The organism is Bacillus xiamenensis, assembly GCF_000300535.1.
GTDB lineage: Bacteria > Bacillota > Bacilli > Bacillales > Bacillaceae > Bacillus > Bacillus xiamenensis.
The window spans coordinates 40,229-62,864 of sequence record NZ_AMSH01000013.1; the positions used below are offsets into that span (position 1 = coordinate 40,229).

The window sequence follows — 22,636 nt, forward strand, 5'->3', positions numbered from 1 at the left end:
TATTAAATTGTGACAATAGACCTAGTAAGCAGAAGGAGGCATTTCATGTACATAACGGCACGAGAACAAAAAGTCATCAAATATATGATTCAGCAAAATCGTTATGTCACCATTCGTGAGATCGCCGATTCTGTTCAGGTGAGTACAAGAACCATTCATAGAGAACTTAAATCCATTAAACCGATTTTAAAAAGTTACAACCTATCACTTGATAAACAACCGGGGAAGGGCCTAAAGGCAGTCGGTGAACAGGAAGACAAGCAGCGGCTTCTGGCTCACATTTCAAATGAAGATCAAATTGAATATAGTTCTGATGAACGGAAGCTCTTAATCCTGTGTGCACTGCTTGAAGCAAAGGAACCGGTGAAATTATATACACTTGCAGCCGACTTGCAGGTCACAAATGCGACCATCAGCTACGATTTAGATGAACTGACGGACTGGATTGCTCCTTATGGTTTACTGCTCATTCGAAAGCGCGGGTACGGCATTGAATTAAAAGGACCGGAGGAAGCAAAACGAAAAATTGTCGGCAATCTCATTGTCGACCGGCTCGACATTCAATTATTTTTAGAAACGATTGAAATGAATATTAAACATCGAACGAAAGCGACTGAAAAAGTGTTTGGAGTGGTCAGCAGGGGACAGCTGCTCAAGGTAGAGAGGCTACTCTTTCATTTGAAAAACCGACTGTCGCTCTCATTGTCTGATAGTGCTTATATTGCGCTCGTCGTTCACTTAACCTATGCCATCGAACGCATTCAAATCGGTGAAACCATTCGGATGGAAGAGGAAGAATTGCTTGAATTAAAGCGGACGAAGGAATTTGAATCCTCACTGCGAATCGCAAGAGCACTAGAACGCATGTTTAATGTCGAGATTCCTGAAGCAGAGGTCGGATATATGACCATCCATCTGCGTAGTGCAAACCGAAGCTTTAAGGCAGAATATCGCATTGATGAGATTGAACTGGATATTGCGCTGAGAACGAAAAAACTCATCGATTTTATTTCTCATAAAACAGGCTACCATTTAAATGAAAATGATTCATTGTATGAGGGACTCGTGTCTCATCTTGAACCTGCCATGAACCGATTAAAGGAGAAGATGCGGATTTATAATCCGCTCAAACAACAAATTAAAAAAGACTACTTTTTGCTGTTCATGGCGATTGAAGAAGGGGTTGAGCGCTTCTTTCCCGAGATTGAATTTCCAGAAGATGAAATTGCCTTTATCGTGCTTCACTTTGGCTCGGTTCTTGAAATTAAAAAAGAAGAAACGAAGATTCATGCATTGGTCGTTTGCTCAAGCGGAATCGGTTCGTCCAAAATGCTCGCATCACGATTGAAAAAAGAATTGCCAGAGATCGCTAAATTCGATCTATCTTCCTTGATGGAACTAAAGGAAATCGACGCGGCGAGCTATGACATGATTGTATCAACGGTTCCGATCCCATATGAGCATATTGATTACATTATGGTCAGTCCGCTCTTAAACGAGGATGACGCCATGCGTGTCAAGTCTCATATTAAACGCAAGATTCCGTATATCATTGAGAAAAAAAGAGCGCAGGAATCTGTGAAAGAATCGGTGGAGGAACCAGTGGATATGATGGGGCTGGCAGAGCAGATAACGAATTATATGTCTGTCATTCGCAGCATCTTGTCCCATTTTACAATTGAAAAAAAGAACACGATGAATCAGCATGAGGAAACCATCCGAGAGCTGATGCGTCAGCTTGAAAGCCAAGGATATGTAGACCGTGCGGACGACGTGGCGGCCGGCTTACTTGAACGTGAACAGCAAGGAGGTCTAGGCATTCCGGGGACCGAGTTCGCTCTTTTTCACTTAAAGCATGAGTTCATCAAGAAGCCGATCTTTCATATCTATGATCTTGATGAGGCATACGAGATCAAAAGCATGGATGGCAAAGAGCAGCTCATGTCAAGAATGCTCATGATGCTCGTGCCGCTAGAGCTTGGCAAAGAAGGGTCTGAAATGTTTAGTCTGATCAGTTCATCCATCATCGAAAGCGAAGAAAGCACAGCGCTTTATGGACACGGAACAAAGGAAGACATTGAGCAGAAATTAAATCAGCTGTTCTACCAATTTGTCAAAGAGGCAAAATGGTAGGAAAAAGGCCGAGAGCTTATTCGCTTCTCGGCTTTTTTGCTGTGACACAGACAGCGAGGGTAGGACGAATTTCCTCGTACTCAATAGAAAATTGGCCAAATCCAGCAAACTGCAAGTGATGCAGAATCTCTTCACCCATTTCTGTTGTCCGGCTGGCGCCCGCTCCCTTTTCTCTTGGCTGCATCACAATCACGATTTTTCCGCCAGGTTTCAAGGTGTGATAAAGATTGAGTAATCCAGTCTTTGGGTCATCCCAAATCGTGTAATTGTTGACAGAAAGCACTTTGTCGTACTGCTCTGCTGGCAAACGTGAGTTTTCAATTTTCCCGACATACAGCCGGACCTGTTCGTCTTTTAATCGTTTCTTAATGCGGGTCTTCGCCTGCTCCTGCATGGTGGAAGAGGCATCCAGTCCATCAATGTGAAGATCATCATAATGCCTTAGCATATGTTTGATACTGTAACCCGGGCCATAGCCAATTTCTAACAGGTGTTCCCCATCAGCAAGCTCTAAGTGACGGATCGCCCACTGATTCAATGCTTTATTTTCATTTGCCATAATGAAGCCTGCAATGCTTCCAAGCCAGCCTTTTGGTCTGCTAAAGGTTTTTGAGAGAGTTGACAGCATATGAAAACGCTCCTTTTTGATGATCATGTAACCGAATTTTCCCATTTCGAAACATGACAACCTGTTTTTCAAAAACGCATCTGTACGGCATCGTGATGTTTGAAGAACAAGTGAAGTGGTAATGAAAGGATACATCCGCAAATCAAGGAGGAGCTTACACATGGATTTACGTGAATACTTAACAAACGGCATTCCGCGCCAAACACAGGATCAGCAGCCAGGCAGTGAAAGAGAAATGAATCCTGCGCCGATCTTTGAGGATGAGTCGTATCAAGGGTCTGGCAAGCTAAAAGGAAAAGTCGCACTGATTACAGGTGGAGACAGCGGAATTGGACGTGCCGTTTCTGTCGCATATGCCAAAGAAGGAGCACATGTCGCCATTGTGTACTTAAATGAACATGAGGATGCAGAGGACACGAAAAAGCGCATCGAGCAGGAAGGTGTCAAATGCTTAACGATTGCAGGAGATGTCGGGGACGAAGCCTTTTGCGAGGAAGCGGTAGAGAAAACGGTTGAAGCGTTTGGTCAATTAGATATTTTAGTGAATAATGCGGCTGAACAGCATCCGCAAGAACGGATTCAAAATATTTCTAGTGAACAGCTTCACCAAACGTTTAGAACAAACTTCTATTCTTATTTCTATTTGACGAAAAAGGCGCTCGATTACTTAAAACCGGGAAGTTCGATCATTAATACAACATCTATCAACCCTTATCGAGGCAACGCAGTGCTGATTGATTATACAGCGACGAAAGGGGCCATCAACGGCTTTACTCGTTCTATGGCACAGTCGCTTGTGAAAGATGGGATTCGGGTGAACGGCGTGGCACCTGGTCCAATTTGGACACCGCTCATTCCATCTACATTTGATGAAGACAGTGTGGAAAGCTTTGGGGCCGAAACCCCAATGGGAAGACCTGGTCAGCCTGTAGAGCATGTCGGCTGCTATGTGCTGCTTGCTTCTGATGAATCGTCTTATATGACAGGACAGACCCTTCACGTCAATGGTGGTTCCTTTATGAATACATGATCAATAGCACCGCCGCCCAGCTTTTGTTGGGCGGTGTTTTTAGTATTTCCTGCGATTTTTCTGCACAGATGTGACAGACCAGATGATAATCCCCACAACAGCTGCCGCAATGACAAGTGAAACCAAATGAAACATCGTTTCATGATGCATGCTCAACTTCCCCTTTCATTGATCCTGTTTTCTTTATCATCAGCTAGAAGATCTCTTTTTATGAAAAACACATTTCTTTGTTTAATGAATGGATTGTCGTGGAAACCTAACAGTACGGATGATATTTGAAGGAGTGAAGATATATGTCACAAGAAGAGTTAAAGCAAAAGGTACTGAACTTATTAGATGAGCAAAAGGTCGGAACGCTGGCGACGGTTGAACAGGATCAGCCGCATACACTTTTTTCATGACGGGCTGACGCTATATACACCAACGAGCAAAGAAACACATAAAGCAGATGAGATTAAAAAAAACCCGAATGTTCATATTCTCATTGGATATACAGGCGAAGGATTTGGTGATACGTATGCTGAAATTGCAGGCACCGCTACATTAACAGATGACCGAGAATTGATTGACCGCCTTTGGTCAGAGGAAATGGAGAAATGGTTTAAAGGAAAAGATGATCCAAACTTAGTGATTCTGAAAATTGACCCAACCTCCATCCGTTATATGAATGAGGGAAGTCGTACACCAGCAGAATTATCACTTTAACACTTGCGTAAGCAGGGGGAATGTGTTATAGTTTGATATTAAGTGTTGAAATAAGCAAATAAATAAAGAAAGTAAACTTTCTTTTTTCTATGACATAATGAGAAGCAATAGAGCTTCTACTTGATAAGAACGAGACGCTGTCAAAGCGAACAAACTTATTCTTTTCCTTCTGCTCCCGCCCCCCTATATAAGCGGAAGAATGGAAAAAAGACGTTTTGATTTACAATTCACACTGGCACGGCTTCGGAGCCGTAAGGACGAATGAGAGGTAGGGCTTTCGTTGTCTTGTTATCCAGAACTTCCATGGCGTTTACTTTCAAACGTAGGTTCACTCGGAACACATATGACACACTGATATGATCGAATCTTAATTCATACACTCCGTGACGGAGATTAAACATTGATTATTTATTTGCATGAAAAGAGTAAGGAACAGGCTGCCATCTATTTGGCAGCCTTTTTAAGTTTTAAACAATAAAATACCTAAACCGATCATACCGAAAAAAGGCAGGGACAAGGCGGACACAATCCGCATAGCGTCCCCTTCAAAAGGATTCGACATTAAAAATAGAATGATAAACACACAGATAACAGCAGTGAATAGAGCATATTTCATGATCACTCACTGCTTCCTTTCTTCTGATACCGCCAAATCCGCCGAATGAAAAAGAACATCACCGCAAACAAAATAGAAAAGATGAACATGTCCAGCAGTGTCACACCTCTATCTGGATGCACAACCCCAAACCAAACAAATTGCAAAATAAAAGAGACCGCAAAATAAAAGATGGATTCTTTCATGTTTTTCTCCTTTTTACTTGTTTTTTTGACCTTTTAACCACATCATCCAAATGAAGAAAGAACCAATCATACATGAGACCAAGGTGACGGGCGGCAATGTGTGCCAACGAGTCAGCCCCTTTACAAAAAACAGATAAAAAAAGAAAATGGTAATGGATACGAGCAGCCATTGTTTGAACCATCGTGGAACACGGAGCCAAGCAGCTAAAATGAAAGACGAAAGCTTATCCAATCAGAGAACTCCTTTTTTTGAATCTGATTGGATTTTATCGCAAACCATCAAATCTGTAAAATATGGATTTTGCGGTATGTAAAGGGTATTCTTCCAGCGTTTGAAACATTCTCGCTGAACTGACGTATAAGATAAGGGAACTTCATGAAAGGAAGCGGTCACGTGAAAAGAATACCAGTAATTTTCTTGAGATATATGGTCTTCTTTCTTCCAGCCATCATTCTCAGTGTCATGGTGTGGAATCATTATCAAGAGGATTTGGCGGATGGGAAAATCAAAGAGAATGACGTCAAACGAATCTTCACATTTGATGAAGGAAAACGAGTGGTGAGTGCTGTATCAAAAGACCAGCAGCTTCATTACGCAATGTATGACACTCGTTCAGCAAAAAGAATCAAGGAATGGACCATATCAAGCGACCCATTTAACGAAATATGGCCATCCATTCAAGGAAACAACCTCTTACTTGCCTTCAAAAATAAAGATGAGCAGCTGATGATCGAGAAGCTGTCACCAAATGGCGAGAGAAAAGAGCTCGTTCAAAAGAGAGTACAGGTGCCATCATTTTTAAGTTCAAATACATATCAATGGAATGGAAGGCTCGTATTTACAGGAGAAACGGAAGGGGCAGAAGCGGTTATCGGTGAGCTGAAAAATGGTCAGTTTTACTTACACAAGCTCAATCAGCTAAAGCTGCCAGCAAGACCTGTTTCCGTTGATGCAGTCATGAATTCCTTTAAAGGGCAAACCCCTATTCCTATATTTGAAGTCACCTTGAAAAATGACAAGAAGGCGTATGTCAGCGGGATTTCTAATCAAAAACATCAGCTTGGGGTCTATGTATCCAAAGGGGATGAACCGTTTAGTCTCATTGATGATACAGTGGAACAGCAGCTGAAAAAAACGATTGGCTCATCCGAGGACTTTGTTGTCGCCGTAGAATCGGCATATCCAAAAAGAGCAAGGAAAGTAACAGCAGATGGAGGGATTGGAGAAGTCGTTCCAACACCAAAACCGATTTATCAAACGTACGTGTACCAGCTCAATGAGGAAGAAGTTCTCATTGCGGGCTCTACAGCAAAGGACGAGGCAAAAGGCAAACTGACGGGGTATATGTATAACCATCGTACGAATAAGGTGACGTCTGCCAGCAAGCTTTTGCAGTCGTTTTCATATGAATCTTTACAAAGAGAAGAGCTTTCTTTCAATAAAAATGTGAAGAGCGATTGGCTCTATTATTCATTTGACAAGCAATTAACGGGTGCATTTGAGACGAAAAGCAAAGAGCTAAAGGAATTTCCTTTGCAAAAGGTCATCTCAATTGAAAACGCCAGTCCAGCCCACCAAACGTCTGTTGATACCTTTACGCAATATGTAATGAAGGGCGGACCGCTCATTCTTAACTGGGCGATATGGATCTTGATCCCGCTATTATTATTTGTGCTAGCGATCTTCCTGCCGCCAATTTTGAGACGGGTGAGAAAGAACAAGATTAAGGACAGTGTCACATTAGAAGCCAATATTGTGTCTGTTAAAGAAACGGGCACTTACATCAATGAACAGCCTGTTGTCAGCATGCGGCTTCAATTTGAATATGAAGGACAGCGCATAGAAAAGACGGTTAAAACGGTTGTATCCTACACCCAGATACCGCAGCCAGACCAGCGTATTGTCGTTCACTATGATCCGAAGAAGAAAAGGGCAATGCTCTTAAAAGAAGTTGACTTCTCGCAGCCAATTCAGCCAAAGTTCATCAAAGGCGCTGTTTTAAGAAAAATAGAATCTTATGGAACCGTAGGACGAGGCACCGTCTTATCACTCACATTTGAATTGGATCAGAAAACGTATATCATTCCAATGATTCAAGCCGCTGGTTTTGAATTTACAACAGGAGAAAAAGCCGATCTCGTCGACATCAACGGCCAGCTCAAAATGGCAGCCTATGGTCATGAAGTGCGGAATCGATCGGGTAAAGATGTGACGTTAACAGGAACGATCCAGCGTGTGAAGCAATATCCAATTGCCATCCATGAACAAAAGCCTATTCAGCTTGATGTGATGGTTTCAAACGGAGATGAGTCCATCACAAAAACGGTCAGCCAGTTCATCCCTGATCATATGCAGATCACATCAGGAACTCAAATAACGATCCAAACAAAGAAAGAAGAGTTAGAGAGAGAAATGGATCTCTTGCAAGAGAAACAAGGAAGTGCAAAAGTAACCAATGTCTCCTTTGCTGGCGTGATCGGCAACCTGCCGTTAGCAATCATTCAAGTGGAGAGAAATGGCGTGCTGTACGAGGTGAAGCAGCCAATTGATCCAATCACCAGCGTATTACCTGGAGATGAACTATGGGTGGCGTATGACGACATGACACGTCAAGCAGCCATTGTGAAATATGCATCAATATAAAAAAGCGTTCCTTTATCAGGACGCTTCAGCGTGAAGACTAAGGGCTAAAACGAATATCGTTTTAGCCCTTTTTGATTAAGCTTTTGTATCAAATTGACGAAGCACCTTATCGTAAGCGAAGTTACCGAAAGGAATAAAAGCCGCAAAAAAGCCAGCAATAGACCATTTCAAATGCCAGCGAACTTTAAAAGTCACATATGCCAAAACAAGCATATAGATCACAAACAATGCGCCATGAAGAGAGCCTACAATCGTGACTGCCATCGGAATATCCGCAAAATATTTTAGAGGCATGGCAATTAAAAGAAGGGTTAAAAGAGACATACCCTCAATAAAACCCGCCTGTCTCAGACGGCTAATACTTGTATGCATATACAAATCCTCCTGTATAAAAGCTAGTTTCTCATCTTCTAATATAAACGAAAGACCGCCTGGACATGCTGAAATCTACGAAAAATTCAAAATATGTTCAATGAATGCTTAAAAAATGGGAGAGTTGCTGTTGTGATGGATTTTAAAGAATAATTGATATCAATGAAACGAGCTATGGCATAAATACTATATTTTTGTTCTTTTTTCTTCACCTTCTATATTCTGAACATTAAAAAATAAAAATGGAATATTATTGTTTATATGATAAAATTTACATAAATTCAGAAAGGAGGTTGTTTGTTTGGAATGGCAAAGATGCCCTAGATGTAATAGTAATCGTGTGGGAAAGAGAGTAAGAAGTGCAGGTTGTGTTTCGGTAGTTCTCATGTTAGGTATTTCTTTTTATATCTCTTATCTGATAACAAGAATAGTGTTTATCCCTTTTATAAAAGAGACACTTGGAATTGTTTTGTTTGTCATCATATTTATTTACTTGTCTGGGTTCAGAGAAAGAATAGTTAGTTACTTGTACTGCAAAGATTGTGAGCTAAGCTTTAAGCCTCGAAAAACTTCAGCCCCCAAAACGCCTTTTTGAATACAGAGGTGTTTTTTGTATGGTTGGAAAACATATTATGGATTGAAAATTTGGAGGGTCGGTGCTTAAGTGGCACTACAAGCTCTTATTTCGTGTGACTTTCTGAATGCGTTTCAGTATAGAGATGTTTCTATTTCAAGTGTTGTCTTTACACTAGTGTTTCAGCTCCATTTCTCATTTATGTTCAGCCATTAGAACCGCATCTCCACGTCTGCTATAATAAAAGGATGGATAGAAGAAAGAGATGTGAAATCTAGTGTCAAAAACAGTTGTATTAGCAGAGAAACCTTCAGTAGGACGTGACCTTGCACGTGTACTGAAGTGTCATAAAAAAGGAAATGGTTTCTTAGAAGGAGATCAATACATTGTCACGTGGGCGCTTGGTCATTTGGTTACACTTGCTGATCCAGAAGGCTATGGAAAGGAATTTCAATCTTGGCGTCTAGAGGATTTACCAATTATTCCAGAGCCGCTCAAGCTTGTCGTGATGAAAAAGACAGGTAAACAGTTCCAAGCGGTCAAAGCGCAGCTTGCGAGAAAAGATGTCAAAGACATTGTCATCGCAACAGATGCTGGACGTGAAGGGGAGCTTGTCGCAAGGTGGATTCTTGAAAAAGCGCATGTGAAAAAGCCACTGAAACGACTATGGATCTCATCTGTCACAGACAAAGCCATCCAAGAAGGATTCAAACGATTAAAAGACGGCAGAGAATATGACAACCTGTATCGCTCTGCGGTGGCTCGTGCAGAGGCAGACTGGATTGTAGGGATCAACGCAACAAGAGCGCTGACAACCAAGTTTAATGCACAGTTATCCTGCGGACGTGTGCAAACACCAACGATTGCCATGATCGCAAGGCGAGAGGAAGACATTCAGCAGTTCCAGCCGAAGCCGTTTTATGGAATGACTGCACAAGTAGATGGACTTACCTTGACGTGGCAGGATGCCAAAACAAAGCAAAACCGCACATTCCAAGAGAATGTCATAAAAGAGCGTTTGGCAGGCTGTAAAGGAAAACCAGCAGTGATCGATGCATTGAAAAAAACAGCGAAAAAAGCTTTTGCTCCAGGGCTGTACGACCTGACTGAATTGCAGCGTGATGCGCATAAACGCTACGGTTTTTCAGCGAAAGAAACACTGTCTACGCTTCAGCGTCTGTATGAGCAGCATAAGCTTGTGACATATCCGCGTACAGATTCAAGATTTATTTCAGCGGATATCGTTCCTACATTAAAAGATCGACTAAAAGGGATGAATGTCAGACCGTATGCACAGCATGTGAACCGTATTTTACAATCAGGTGTGAAAGCGCACAAAGGCTTCGTCAACGATGCAAAAGTATCAGATCACCATGCGATCATTCCAACCGAGGAAGAGCTGTATCCTGGTGCATTAAGTGATAAAGAGCGTAAATTATATGATCTTATTGCCAAACGATTCCTTGCTGTACTTATGAATCCTTTTGAATACGAGGAAACAACGGTGATTGCCAAGATAGGCGATGAAACATTCACGGCAAAAGGAAAAACCGTGCAATCAGCCGGCTGGAAAGCTGTTTATGATGAATCCTATGAAGACGAGGAATCAGCCGAAGCAGATCAGCATCTGCCGGCACTGTCAGAAGGTCAATCTTTTGAAGTCAGAACGCTGAAAGAAACAAAAGGAGAAACGAAACCTCCTGCTCGTTTTAATGAAGCAACCCTGTTATCTGCGATGGAGAACCCGGCTGCCTTTATGCAGAATCAGGAAAAGGACTTAGTGAAAACCCTTGGTGAAACGGGCGGATTGGGTACAGTGGCAACAAGAGCCGATATCATTGAGAAACTGTTTAATAGCTTCTTAATCGAGAAAAAAGGCAAAGACATCTTCATGACATCGAAAGGGAAGCAGTTGCTCTCTTTAGTACCTGAAGACTTAAAGTCACCTGCATTAACAGCGGAATGGGAACAAAAGCTTTCTAAAATTGCGAAAGGCCAATTGAAAGCTTCTCAATTCATGAGTGAAATGAAGTCATATGCAAAACAAGCCGTATCTGAAATCAAACAGACGAACCAAACCTTTAAGCATGACAATATGACAGGCACTCATTGTCCTGATTGCGGAAAACTTATGTTGAAAGTGAACGGGAAAAACGGCACCATGCTTGTTTGTCAGGATAGAGAATGCGGACACCGCAAAAATGTGGCGAAGAAAACAAATGCACGCTGCCCGAACTGTCATAAAAAGCTCGAGCTGCGAGGAGAAGGCGATGGCAAAATCTTTGCTTGTGTGTGCGGCCATAGAGAAAAACTGTCTGTTTTCGAAAAACGCAAATCACAATCCAATCAAAAACGAGCCAGTAAGCACGATGTGTCTAAATATATGAAGAAGCAAAAGAAAGTGGAAGAACCAATCAATAACGCACTAGCAGAACAATTGAAGAAATTAAAATTAGATCAATAGTTGTGTAAAACCCCATGCGAAACCGCGTGGGGTTTTGAGTGTTTAGCATAAAATTTTTCTGCAAATAGGAATATGTATGCAAAAAGACTCGTAATTTGCTATAAAATATGTATTTAAATTAAAACAAAAACGCTCTATAATAAATCATTAGATGCTTAGAGAATGGGGAGTTGAAAGGGGGCAAGAATGGATATATCCATACATCGTAAGGCTATCATTATATTCATTGTCATTCTACTAGGTGGATGTACCTGGAAGCTGCAGCGAGAGCCAGCTCATCCAGAATCTGCACAACCAGTATTGCCAGGGGAATATTTTATCACGCACCATTTAATGACAAATCAAGGCATGATTCGCACCTCTTTTTCAAAGCAGCACATCTATTTATCTGAATCACTTGGACTTTGGATGGATTATCTTGTTCGAAAAAAAGACCAACCCTCTTTTGATCAGCAGCTAGACGTCCTGCACACTCAATTCTTACTGGATCATGATCTCCTTAGCTGGAAAATCGAATCCAATCAAACAAGTAAAGTCAATGCTTTAGTCGATGACTTACGTGTAGTGGCAGCACTTCAAAAGGCAGATCAATTGTGGCAGAATTCAGCGTATCAAACCACAGCAAAAGACATCGCACAAGCGTTAAAAGACAAAAACATGTTCAAAGGCATATTGACCGATTATTATGATGCATCGGCAAAGCAAACTTCACACACAATCACACTCTCATATATTGACCCAAAAGCCATCAAAGAATTGGTATCCCTCCAAATATTCACGAACCAAATGCTGAACAGCCAATTGGCCATTCTTCAAAACGCACCGAGACAAAAAGGATTCTTTCCGACATCCTATGACATAGAGAAAAAAGCCTACTCATTTAATCAAGAAATCAACTTGATAGACCAACTTTATACGGCGTTCTATGCCGAATACGCACAGGTTGATACCTCTGCGATCATGAAATGGTTGAAAACGAATTTCCAAGAAGAAGGAAAACTGTACGGACGATATGAGCTGAGCACATTGCAGCCAGCTGTGACGTATGAATCGCCTTCAGTCTATGCACTGGTCATCTTATATGCGCTCAAACAGAACGAGCAAGATTTTGCAAAAGATGTCTATCACCGAATGAAAGGATTACAAATTCAAGATCCTCTCAAGCCTTATTACGGAGGATACATGAACGAAGAAGACACACACTCATTTGATAATTTATTGCCTCTAATTGCAGAAAGGGAGCTTCTAAATGAATCGGTTATTCAGTGACACCTATCGCACGTATTATACTCTGCTCCTCACGTTTGCAGGACTCATCTTATTTATGGGCTACTTAAATGTACATGATGCGGAGAGCTTCATGATCATCGCACTGACATTCGTCGTGTTAGGAAGCGGCATTTTATTTGGTATTTTACCAGCATTGGTTTTTACCTTGCTTATTTTGTTCTTTATAGGAAGCGGGATGTTCTTTACAGAGCTTGGTCACACGAACCCACTCTTTTCTAATCAAACATTGCAAGATGTCGTGATATGGGGTGTGGCACTCCTCTTTTTCGCCATGTCGGCAGGAACCTTACATGAGCGTATCAAAACGATGCGGCACACCATCGGACAATAAAAACAGGCCATCAAACAATTTGTGGCGATTGATTCGACAACAGGATTTGACAATGCCGAGCGGATGAGGCTGGAATTATCCGAGGAAATGAAACGGGCAGAACGATACAAACAGCCATTTGTCTTTGTCCTTCTTCATATGCACTACGCAGCGGAATTCAAATCCTTATATGGAGAAAAAGAAATGCAACATCTTTTTCAACAATTAAGTATGAAGATCCGCGAGAGTGTGAGAGAAACAGATAAGAAATTTCGATTAACCGAAGAACGAATAGGCCTGCTGCTCACCCACACACCTGAAGAAAACGTCTCTGTCGTCCTTGAAAAGCTAAAAGATAAACTGCAAACGCATGTCTTACTAAATGGGCGTGAAGTGACCTTAACATTTCATGTCTGTCATTTAACAAGCAGCTCGGACTATCGTACACCAGAGCAATTTTTAGAAGAACTAGAAAACGAGATGATGATGAATGAACTTTAAATGTTTGATGAAAGGCTGTTTGTTAATCGCTCTTTTTTCTTTGCTTTCGGTCAAAGACATTGCCTCAGCCGATGCTCTTAAGAAACAACCTAGCACCCTCATCATCTATTCAACACAATCAGGTGAGGCAACGCCAGCTGTTCAGATGCTTGATGTACTTGTGGGGCATTTTTCCGAACGAACGATGGTCATACCCGATGAACAATTGTCGCAAAAGAAGATGAATGAATTTCAACACGTCATCTATATGGGGGAAGTCAAGAGAACCCTGCCAAAACAAACCATTCGTATCATGAACGAATCAAAACATCTCATGGCAATTGGATACAATGCGGAACAGCTACGCCCATTCTCCAAGCTTACTTTTCACAAACAAGATCATACCAGTCAAATCAAAGGTGTTGATGATCAGACATATCGTCACTTTGACAGAGGAATCACAGCTCTGACGGTTCAAGGAGCAGCTCTGCAAAGTGAATTTTATTTGAAGAAAAATCAAGCAGATTTGCCATTTGTGATTCAAACAAAAGAAGGTGCGGCATATATCGGCATCTTAGATATCCTTCAGCATAACAAGCTTCTTGCAGAGGTGCTTGAAAGTCTCCTTCAGGCTTCTGATCAAATGACGACGAAGTACTTACAGCTGGGGAGCATCAGTCCAGTCACTGATGAGAAAAAGCTGCTGGAACTTGGACAATACGTGTCCGAACGGCATATTCCTTTTCTCATCTCGGTGACTCCTGTATGGATTGATCCGGCTACAGGTGATGAAGTGACACTGAATGATCGCCCTCAGCTTGTGCAGGTGTTAAAACAATTGCAAAGCAGTGGAGCCAGCGTGATTCTTCATGGGTTTAGCCGTACGTATCGAACAGAGGAATCCGGTCAGGGCTTTGAGTTTTGGGATGCAAAGTACGATCAGCCTATTACTTCAAATGTGCCGCAGAAAGCCGAGAAGAAGCTGAGTAAAAGCCATTTTCCGAATGAGAAAGACTACAAGACTTATATCAAATCCAATCAGCAACAAGACATCATTTATACAACCGAGAAACTCACAAAGGGGATTGAGCTTCTAACGCAGCAAGGACTATATCCGCTTGCATTTGAAGTGCCGAATGATGCCATATCGCAACAAGGCTATGAAGTGATTTCCCGGCATGTGTCAAGTCTATTTGGACAGGTGCAGCTTTCCGACCATACATGGAAAACAAAAGGTGCACCGCCATTTTTGACGACACCATCCATGCTCCATGGCATGACCTTATATCCTGAACAGCTTGTAGAGACAGCAACTGACCAAGAAGATTCAAGCGTACTGACTGAGCAGACGATTCAATCCATGCAGCATCTCCAATCCGCCGCCATTGGGTTGTCCTATGAGGTGGAGGCGGGGATAGATGGACTGCAGGATTTGGTCACACAGATGGATGCAATCCCTTCTAGTCAATGGCTGGATTTAAAGAAAACAAAACAGACGGTTCAAACCGCCCATGTACAGATCAACACATCAGGGAATGGACATATTCAAGTAGAGCAATCCAATATAGCTGAAACAAAAACAGTCAAACGAAGCGGCATGGAAAATATGCTGCGAATACTCACAATGGTGGTGCTGCTCTTTATTGTGGCATTTGCTTTTTACACATTGTATTTAAGGCTGACAATGAAAAAACGTATTTTTAAGGAGAGAAAATCAGGTGGCTGATATCTTATTTTATTTATCATTAATACTGATTTGGGTCATGCTCCTATACCATATGTTCCTAATGCAGGGAGGCTTTCAGCATTATCTCACTTACGAAAAAGTGCTACCTGCATGGATAAAACAAGGGAAAGAGCTGCCGGTCGTCAGCATTCTCATTCCAGCTCATAATGAAGAGGTGGTCATTCGGCAAACGCTAAAAGCTATGGTCCAGCTATCCTATCCAAAACATCTCCTTGAAATCATTGTGATTAATGACAATTCCTCTGATCGCACAGGAGAGATTGTGCAAACATTCAGTGAGCAATATGAGCATATCCATATGATTGAAACAAAGCCGCCATTTGCTGGAAAGGGGAAATCTACTGCCCTAAATGAAGGATTGAAGGCTTCGACTGGAGAGGTGATTTGCGTATACGATGCAGATAACATGCCAGAAAAAAAAGCCGTCTATCATTTAGTTCTTGGATTATTGAATGATCCAAAAGCGGCCGCGATTGTCGGGAAATTCAGGGTGATCAATGCAGCCAAAAACCTTCTCACCAAATTCATTAATATAGAGACCATCTGCTTCCAGTGGATGGCGCAAGGCGGAAGGTGGAAGTGGTTTGGCATTACGACAATACCAGGCACAAACTTCGCGATCCGCCGGCACATCTTAGAAGAGCTTGGCGGCTGGGATGTGCATGCTCTGGCTGAGGACACCGAATTAACGATCCGTGTATATAACCTTGGATATGTCATTCGATTCTTCCCTGCTGCGATCACGTGGGAACAAGAGCCAGAGACATGGAAGGTCTGGTGGCGGCAGCGAACACGCTGGGCTAGAGGCAATCAATATGTAGTGCTTAAATTTTTAAAGCAATGGATGAAGCTTAAACGAAAACGAATGATTTTCGATTTGTTTTACTTTTTCTTTACGTATTTCTTGTTTTTCTTTGGCGTATTGCTCTCCAATGGCATATTTATCGTAAATATATTTGTCGATCTTCACCTATCTATTGGGACTGTGGCACTAATTCTATGGGGATTGGCCTTCTTCCTCTTTCTAACAGAAGTAATGATGACATTGAGTATTGAGAAAACAGAGCTGACCAAACAAAACATTCTCATTGTGGTTCTCATGTACTTCACCTATTCTCAAGTATGGATTGCGCTTGTCGTGTACTCCTTATATGCAGAAGCAAAGAGCCGATTATTGAAACAAGAAGTGAAATGGTACAAAACCGAGCGTTACAATCAACAACAAAAGAAAAGCGGGTGACAAATTGAAATCGGTAAAATGGATGATTTTTATATGGGCATTATCCCTTGCGATTCAGCCTTTTTTCATGGCAGGTCAAGCGGTAGCGCAATCAAATCGAGTACAAGTGCAAGATGATTGGATTCGCTCCTCAACAGAAAATAAAACAGAAACGCAGCACCTATCAGAAGATGTAGTGACCCTATACGGACAAGAAGACCACACTGAATTTTCCTATCAAATAGATAAGGAAAAAGTCGAATCAAGCACATTGACGTTAAATATAGAGGCCTCACCATTACTCATCTCACCATCCTCATTGATTGTCATGGTTGATGGAGAGATTGAAAAAACGATCCCTGTATCAGGGAAAATCCAAAAGAAGTCGATTCAAATCAAATTGAACAACGCACAATTGAAAAAAGGATCTCATCGAATTCAGCTCGCTTTTTATGGTGTCTTAAAAGAAGGTCTTTGTATCAACCAAGAGACACCTGCCAATTGGCTAAAAGTATATCCTGAAAGTGAGCTTATATTCAAAGGAATTCAAACGAAAGACCTCACATTAGACAGCTTCCCATTCCCTTTCATTCAAACAGGTGATCAGCAAGAACAAACTGATATTGTGCTTCCTAATTCACCGGATGCAGCCGAATTAGAAGCAGCCATCAAACTATACCGTACGTTGAAAAACAAAAATAGCCAAAGAGACATCAAACTCATCCAGGAAAAGGACATCAAGCAAGTGGCTCACCCAACGATTGCTGTAGGAGCAAAAGGAAGCTGGGATGGACGGATGAAATCAATTGAACAAGCTGCGGGAATAAAAACAGAAAGCAATCATCTCACGTTAGCGGTGAGAACCCTGACAGCAAAGAAGAAAGAACAGCCTATCTTATTTATAACAGCTGAAAAGCCTGCGACAATTGCTGAAAAAATCAATGTTCTAACTCAGCCAGAATTGACAGGTCAACTCACTGGCACAGACTTGCTTCTTCAAAAGGTGACAGCTAAAACGTCTAAGCCATCTCACCATATTCGTTTAAAAGATTTTGGTGGAAATGATCTCACCGTTGGAACCAAAAAGCCAGCATCTGATCATTACTATTATCCGAAGGCATTGATTGCCAACCAAAAATCAGGCGCAAAGCTCAATCTATCATTTAAAAAATCTGTTGCGTCAAGCAAAGCAGAGCGGTTAACTGTTATGATCAATGACGAACCACATGATGTACCATTAACAAAACTAGGAAACAAAGATGCGGATGGATTCTATCATGTCTCTATTCCAGTTGATTCACAGGTGCTCCAAAAAAACGAATATATTGATTTGCAATTTGTCACAAGTGGTTTTAAAAACATGGAATCATGCAGACACACAGATGAAGAAGGCTGGATATTCATTGACAAGAGCAGTTCTCTTCAAATTCCAGAAGGAACATCTAGTGATACGCCGGATTTAGCCGCATGGCCGCTTCCTTTCACTTCAAAAGCACAGCAGGGAAAAACATTGATCATCATACCAGATCAAATCAAGCGTGAAACAATCAATCAAATGGCCATGCTCACGGAATCATTTAGTCAGCCAGAAGCTGCTCAATATCACCTGATCAAAGCATCCAATGTCACAAATAAACAACTGGAAAATCACTCTCTTATTTTCTTCGGAGGCATTCAAACGTTCACCCTTTTAAAAGAAAAAGCAGACGATCTGATCGTTCCAACAAATAAGGATCAATATGATGTATCCACCTTTGGCATGATCAACGAAACAACTGCCCGAATTGTATGGACACAGCCATCGGTTTGGAATAAAGAACAAACCATGACAGTCTTTTCAGGAATGAATGCAGCTGAAGCTGATGTGTCAAATGAAGTGATCCATTTCCTTCAAACAAATACGGAAACCGCAACAGTTGCAATAGAGAGTAAAAACAAAGACATGTTCTCTAATCATCAAACGGTCAGCAGCACATCGAGCGATCTGAAAACTGGTGAAAAACAAAGTAGCAGCGAGTCTTGGATCTACTTTGCATGTATAGCTGCACTCATCCTATTTGTGCTTGTGATGATGGTCTATTTTGTACGAAAAAACCGTAAAAAGACTGAGTTTTAAACGATCAAAAGACCTTGAAAAAATCTCTTTACTTTGGTGTCAAACGGGAGTATGATCTCTTTTATAAAAGACCAATCGCTGAATCATTTCGATGAGCGGGGGAACCAATTGTGGTATAACACACCACGTGGGGTGAATCCTTTTAAGGTAGGGCAAAGTCTCATGCGCCCGAATCCGTCAGCTAACCTCGTAAGCGTTAAAGAGAGCAAAGACCAACCTGTGATCTAAAGAATAGGCACAGGGGCATTCTATTGCCTCTGTGTCTTTTTGGCGATCCATCTTTTGTAATGAAATCGTTTGACACTAAAGGAGCGGGCAACACATGTACAGTTTGTTGAAGCGTATTTTAATTGGTAAACCATTAAAATCACAGGCAGCAGGAGAACAAAAACTATCAAAAATCAAAGCTTTGGCATTATTGTCATCAGACGCATTGTCGTCAGTTGCATACGGTACAGAACAAATTTTGATTGTTCTATCAGTTGTCAGTGCGGCAGCGTTTTGGTACTCTCTCCCGATTGCAGGTTGTGTATTAATTCTTTTAATGGCGTTAATTTTATCTTACCGCCAGATTATTTATGCTTATCCAGAAGGCGGCGGGGCATATGTCGTCTCAAGCAGAAACTTAGGTGAAAAACCAGGGCTGGTCGCTGGTGGATCATTGCTGGTAGATTATATTTTAACAGTAGCAGTGAGCATTTCAGCGGGTACCGATGCCATCACATCGGCTTTTCCAGCACTATATCCATATCATGTCATGATTTCAATCGTATTGGTCTTATTGATTATGGTGCTAAACCTTCGTGGATTGACGGAATCGGCATCTATATTGGCTTATCCTGTTTATCTATTTGTATTTTCACTGCTCATTTTAATTGGAGTCGGCGGCTTTAAACTATTAACAGGGCAAGTACCGCCAGCACCTGAGCATACAGCATTTGGTACACACGTACCTGGCATTACGTTATTTCTTTTATTAAAAGCATTTTCATCTGGCTGTTCTGCTTTGACTGGAGTTGAAGCTATTTCAAATACGATTCCGTCCTTTAAAAAACCAGCTGCACAAAATGCAGCAAGAACTTTATTGATGATGGGGGGATTACTGGCCGTTCTATTTGTCGGTGTGACATTGCTTGCGTTTGGTTTTGGCATCTCACCAAAACCAGAAGAAACGGTTGTGTCACAAATTGCATCAGACACATTTGGACGGACATTCTTTTATTATGTCATTCAGGCTGTTACAGCGTTAATTTTGATATTAGCGGCAAATACAGGATTTTCAGCCTTTCCATTATTGGCTGTCAACTTAGCAAAAGATAAATACATGCCGCGCATGTTTACCGTAAGAGGAGATCGGCTTGGTTATTCCAATGGCATTATCTTTTTAGGTGTAGCCTCCATGTTGCTCATTTGGTTATTTGATGGGAAAACGGAACACCTAATCCCGCTATATGCTGTCGGTGTGTTTATTCCATTTACTTTGTCTCAGACAGGTATGTGTGTAAAGTGGATTCGAGAAAAACCACAGGGCTGGAAAACGAAAATGCCAATCAATATAGTGGGAGCACTGATTTCGTTTACAGTTCTCATGATTCTCATTTTGACCAAGTTCCATCTTGTATGGCCTGTATTTGTTTTCATGCCAATCGTTCTATTTATTTTTCATTCTATTAAGAAACATTATGTGTCTGTTGGAGAACAATTACGTCTATTGAATGAAACCGAGCCTGTCGACATCAAAGGAAATGTGGTCATCGTCCCAATAGCAGGTGTCACACGTGTCGTTGAACAATCTATTCAATATGCAAAATCCTTATCAGAGCAAGTCATCGCAGTTCACGTATCCTTTGATAAAGAGAGAGACAAAAAGATTGAAGAAGATTGGGAAAAACTGAATAGTGATGTGCGTCTTGTGATTTTGCATTCGTCTTATCGAAGTCTCATTCACCCGCTTGATAAATTTCTTGAAACGATTGAGGCGAAAGCAAATGCGCATCAATATAGAGTGATGGTGCTCGTGCCTCAATTTATCCCGAAAAAAAGATGGCATGCCATTTTGCACAATCAATCTGCTTTTTTATTAAGATTCCGTTTATTATGGAAGCGGGATATTGTGGTCGCCACCCTTCCTTATCATTTTAAAAAGTAACAAGAGCAAGTTGAAACGTTTGATCAACACATGGCAGTGGTATGGAGAAAGAAAAAAGGAGTTTTCTCACATGCCGCAAAGAACCGCAGGAAAAGAAGTAACAGCGCTGCTAGAAGAGTGGGGCGTGAAACATATTTATGGAATGCCCGGCGACAGCATAAACGAATTGATCGAAGAACTTAGGCATGAATCAAGCCGAATTCAATTTATCCAAACAAGACATGAAGAAGTGGCAGCACTTTCAGCAGCGGCTGATGCAAAACTAACTGGTAAACTCGGTGTTTGTTTATCAATTGCTGGTCCAGGTGCTGTCCACTTATTAAATGGACTATACGATGCAAAAGCAGACGGTGCACCTGTTTTAGCGATTGCAGGGCAGGTTGCATCAACCGAAGTAGGCAGAGATGCTTTTCAAGAAATCAAATTAGAGCGGATGTTTGATGATGTCGCTGTCTTTAATCAGCAGGTACAAACAGCAGAAGCTTTGCCTGACTTATTGAATCAAGCCATCAAAGCAGCTTATACCCATAAAGGTGTAGCCGTTCTCACTGTATCAGATGATTTGTTTTCTCAAAAAATTAAGCGTAAACCTATTTATACATCTCCTCTTTATGTAGAGGGAGAAGTTCTGCCGAAGAAAGATCAATTGCTAAAGGCTGCTCAGCTCATTAACAATGCGAAGAAGCCAGTCATCTTAGCAGGGAAAGGATTACGAAAAGCAAAAGAAGAGCTTCTTTCATTTGCAGAAAAGGCAGCTGCACCAATCGTCATTACACTTCCTGCAAAAGGTGTTGTTCCAGACAGGCATCCATACTTTTTAGGGAATCTAGGTCAGATTGGTACGAAGCCGGCATATGAAGCGATGGAAGAATGTGATTTATTAATCATGCTAGGAACCTCCTTTCCATATAGGGATTACTTACCGGAAGACACACCTGCCATTCAATTGGATATCAAACCGGATCAAATCGGTAAAAGATATCCGGTAGAAGTGGGAATCGTAAGTGACAGTAAGAACGGTCTGCACGAACTAACCTCCTATATTGAATATAAAGAACAGCGAGGTTTCCTTGAAGCTTGTACAGAGCATATGATGAAGTGGCGAGAAGAAATGGATAAAGAAAAATCCGTTGCCACATCACCACTTAAACCGCAGCAAGTGATCGCTAGACTAGAAGAAGCAGTCGAAGACGATGCCATTTTTTCAGTTGATGTCGGTAATGTGACTGTATGGATGGCGCGTCATTTTGAAATGAAAAAACAGGATTTCATTATCTCCAGCTGGCTGGCCACAATGGGCTGTGGTTTACCTGGGGCGATATCCGCTAAATTAAATGAACCGAACCGCCAAGCCATTGCTGTCTGTGGGGACGGGGGCTTCACAATGGTCATGCAAGACTTTGTGACAGCTGTAAAATATAAACTGCCGATCGTTGTCGTCATCTTAAACAACAACAACCTTGGAATGATTGAATATGAACAACAGGTAAAAGGAAACATCAATTACGGTATAGAGCTAGAAGATATCGATTTTGCAAAATTTGCAGAAGCATGCGGCGGCCAAGGAATCTCAGTATCATCACATGAAGAACTAGCACCAGCCTTTGATCAAGCGCTTCAAGCAGATAAACCTGTGATCATTGATGTTGCAGTGACCAATGAGCCGCCATTACCTGGGAAAATTACGTACACACAAGCAGCAGGATTTAGTAAATACTTGTTGAAAAAATTCTTTGAAAAAGGTGAGATGGATATTCCTCCACTTAAGAAAAGTCTAAAACGCTTTTTCTAAACCAAATGTAGTCGGTCCTCTAAAAAGGGGGACTGACTTTTTTATATTGAACAGAGAAAATCATTTCAATTGTCACTTGTTTTCTTCCATATGAAAATATCCGAAAGATATTTTTGTAACTTAAAGCCTATTTTTCCAATTCGTCGAGAAAGGTAAAATAGACTTTATGATCAATAATGGAG

At 41.4% G+C, this 22,636-nt stretch carries 14 protein-coding genes, 2 pseudogenes and 1 riboswitch; of the genes and pseudogenes, 12 read left to right on the forward strand and 4 right to left on the reverse strand.

Going from position 1 to position 22,636, the window contains the following annotated elements:
- The first annotated feature begins 45 nt into the window (after positions 1-45).
- Complete coding sequence (locus BA1_RS06890; RefSeq protein ID WP_008357098.1) at positions 46-2,133, forward strand: BglG family transcription antiterminator; 2,088 nt, start codon at positions 46-48, stop codon at positions 2,131-2,133.
- 16 nt (positions 2,134-2,149) lie between these two features.
- On the opposite strand, the gene BA1_RS06895 is transcribed toward BA1_RS06890, so the two are convergent.
- Positions 2,150-2,761, reverse strand: a complete 612-nt coding sequence (locus BA1_RS06895; protein WP_034738626.1) for a class I SAM-dependent methyltransferase — start codon at positions 2,759-2,761, stop codon at positions 2,150-2,152.
- Between the two features lie 160 nt (positions 2,762-2,921).
- Here BA1_RS06895 and BA1_RS06900 point away from each other — a divergent pair, with 160 nt between their 5' ends.
- Both BA1_RS06900 and BA1_RS06905 read left to right on the forward strand, forming a co-directional pair.
- Positions 2,922-3,791, forward strand: a complete 870-nt coding sequence (locus BA1_RS06900) for an SDR family oxidoreductase (RefSeq protein WP_008357104.1) — start codon at positions 2,922-2,924, stop codon at positions 3,789-3,791.
- 293 nt (positions 3,792-4,084) lie between these two features.
- A pseudogene (locus tag BA1_RS06905) lies at positions 4,085-4,496 on the forward strand (pyridoxamine 5'-phosphate oxidase family protein).
- Positions 4,497-5,114: 618 nt separating this feature from the next.
- Here the strand turns inward: BA1_RS06905 and BA1_RS06910 are convergent.
- A complete protein-coding gene (locus tag BA1_RS06910; RefSeq protein WP_008357110.1) occupies positions 5,115-5,297 on the reverse strand; it encodes a FeoB-associated Cys-rich membrane protein in 183 nt (60 codons plus the stop codon).
- A gap of 13 nt (positions 5,298-5,310) precedes the next feature.
- Positions 5,311-5,529, reverse strand: a complete 219-nt coding sequence (locus BA1_RS06915) for a hypothetical protein (RefSeq protein ID WP_008357112.1) — start codon at positions 5,527-5,529, stop codon at positions 5,311-5,313.
- A 162-nt stretch (positions 5,530-5,691) separates the two neighbouring features.
- On the opposite strand from BA1_RS06915, the gene BA1_RS06920 reads away from it, so the two are divergent.
- Positions 5,692-7,941: a hypothetical protein gene (locus BA1_RS06920; RefSeq protein ID WP_237739195.1), complete on the forward strand. Its 2,250-nt coding sequence runs from the start codon at positions 5,692-5,694 to the stop codon at positions 7,939-7,941.
- 75 nt (positions 7,942-8,016) lie between these two features.
- Here BA1_RS06920 and BA1_RS06925 read toward each other — a convergent pair whose 3' ends face one another.
- Positions 8,017-8,313 (reverse strand): DUF3817 domain-containing protein, encoded by a 297-nt coding sequence (locus tag BA1_RS06925; protein WP_008357116.1) that lies wholly within the window; start codon positions 8,311-8,313, stop codon positions 8,017-8,019.
- A gap of 851 nt (positions 8,314-9,164) precedes the next feature.
- On the opposite strand from BA1_RS06925, the gene topB reads away from it, so the two are divergent.
- The 8 genes and pseudogenes from topB (at position 9,165) to BA1_RS06965 (ending at position 22,454) form a co-directional block, all read left to right on the forward strand.
- On the forward strand, positions 9,165-11,351 hold the full coding sequence (gene topB, locus BA1_RS06930; RefSeq protein ID WP_008357118.1) for a DNA topoisomerase III: 2,187 nt from the start codon (positions 9,165-9,167) through the stop codon (positions 11,349-11,351).
- 186 nt (positions 11,352-11,537) lie between these two features.
- A complete protein-coding gene (locus BA1_RS06935) occupies positions 11,538-12,620 on the forward strand; it encodes a glycosyl hydrolase family 8 (protein ID WP_008357119.1) in 1,083 nt (360 codons plus the stop codon).
- Positions 12,601-13,452, forward strand: a pseudogene (locus BA1_RS06940) (GGDEF domain-containing protein). Before BA1_RS06935 ends, BA1_RS06940 begins: the two are co-directional and overlap by 20 nt.
- The gene (locus BA1_RS06945; RefSeq protein ID WP_008357122.1) at positions 13,442-15,157 is read left to right on the forward strand and encodes a DUF2334 domain-containing protein; all 1,716 of its coding nucleotides are present in this window, start codon (positions 13,442-13,444) and stop codon (positions 15,155-15,157) included. The pseudogene BA1_RS06940 and the gene BA1_RS06945 overlap by 11 nt, the downstream one beginning before the upstream one ends.
- Before the next feature lie 37 nt (positions 15,158-15,194).
- Positions 15,195-16,418 carry a glycosyltransferase family 2 protein gene (locus BA1_RS06950; RefSeq protein WP_420196190.1) on the forward strand — a complete coding sequence of 408 codons (1,224 nt, stop codon included), beginning with the start codon at positions 15,195-15,197 and terminating at the stop codon, positions 16,416-16,418.
- 4 nt (positions 16,419-16,422) lie between these two features.
- On the forward strand, positions 16,423-18,513 hold the full coding sequence (locus BA1_RS06955; protein ID WP_008357138.1) for a cellulose biosynthesis cyclic di-GMP-binding regulatory protein BcsB: 2,091 nt from the start codon (positions 16,423-16,425) through the stop codon (positions 18,511-18,513).
- 66 nt (positions 18,514-18,579) lie between these two features.
- Positions 18,580-18,724: riboswitch (cyclic di-AMP (ydaO/yuaA leader) on the forward strand.
- Positions 18,725-18,835: 111 nt separating this feature from the next.
- A complete protein-coding gene (locus tag BA1_RS06960; RefSeq protein WP_008357140.1) occupies positions 18,836-20,662 on the forward strand; it encodes an APC family permease in 1,827 nt (608 codons plus the stop codon).
- Positions 20,663-20,732: 70 nt separating this feature from the next.
- Positions 20,733-22,454 (forward strand): pyruvate oxidase, encoded by a 1,722-nt coding sequence (locus tag BA1_RS06965; RefSeq protein WP_008357141.1) that lies wholly within the window; start codon positions 20,733-20,735, stop codon positions 22,452-22,454.
- Positions 22,455-22,636 lie beyond the last annotated feature (182 nt).

What these genes read in the sequence shown, in the direction of transcription:
- BA1_RS06925 (WP_008357116.1), bottom strand. Translation starts at nt 8,313, where the DNA reads ATGCATACAAGTATTAGCCGTCTGAGACAGGCGGGTTTTATTGAGGGT.
- BA1_RS06910 (WP_008357110.1), bottom strand. Translation starts at nt 5,297, where the DNA reads ATGAAAGAATCCATCTTTTATTTTGCGGTCTCTTTTATTTTGCAATTT.
- BA1_RS06945 (WP_008357122.1), top strand. Translation starts at nt 13,442, where the DNA reads ATGAACTTTAAATGTTTGATGAAAGGCTGTTTGTTAATCGCTCTTTTT.
- BA1_RS06965 (WP_008357141.1), top strand. Translation starts at nt 20,733, where the DNA reads ATGCCGCAAAGAACCGCAGGAAAAGAAGTAACAGCGCTGCTAGAAGAG.
- BA1_RS06895 (WP_034738626.1), bottom strand. Translation starts at nt 2,761, where the DNA reads ATGCTGTCAACTCTCTCAAAAACCTTTAGCAGACCAAAAGGCTGGCTT.
- BA1_RS06950 (WP_420196190.1), top strand. Translation starts at nt 15,195, where the DNA reads ATGCTCCTATACCATATGTTCCTAATGCAGGGAGGCTTTCAGCATTAT.
- BA1_RS06960 (WP_008357140.1), top strand. Translation starts at nt 18,836, where the DNA reads ATGTACAGTTTGTTGAAGCGTATTTTAATTGGTAAACCATTAAAATCA.
- BA1_RS06890 (WP_008357098.1), top strand. Translation starts at nt 46, where the DNA reads ATGTACATAACGGCACGAGAACAAAAAGTCATCAAATATATGATTCAG.
- BA1_RS06900 (WP_008357104.1), top strand. Translation starts at nt 2,922, where the DNA reads ATGGATTTACGTGAATACTTAACAAACGGCATTCCGCGCCAAACACAG.
- BA1_RS06935 (WP_008357119.1), top strand. Translation starts at nt 11,538, where the DNA reads ATGGATATATCCATACATCGTAAGGCTATCATTATATTCATTGTCATT.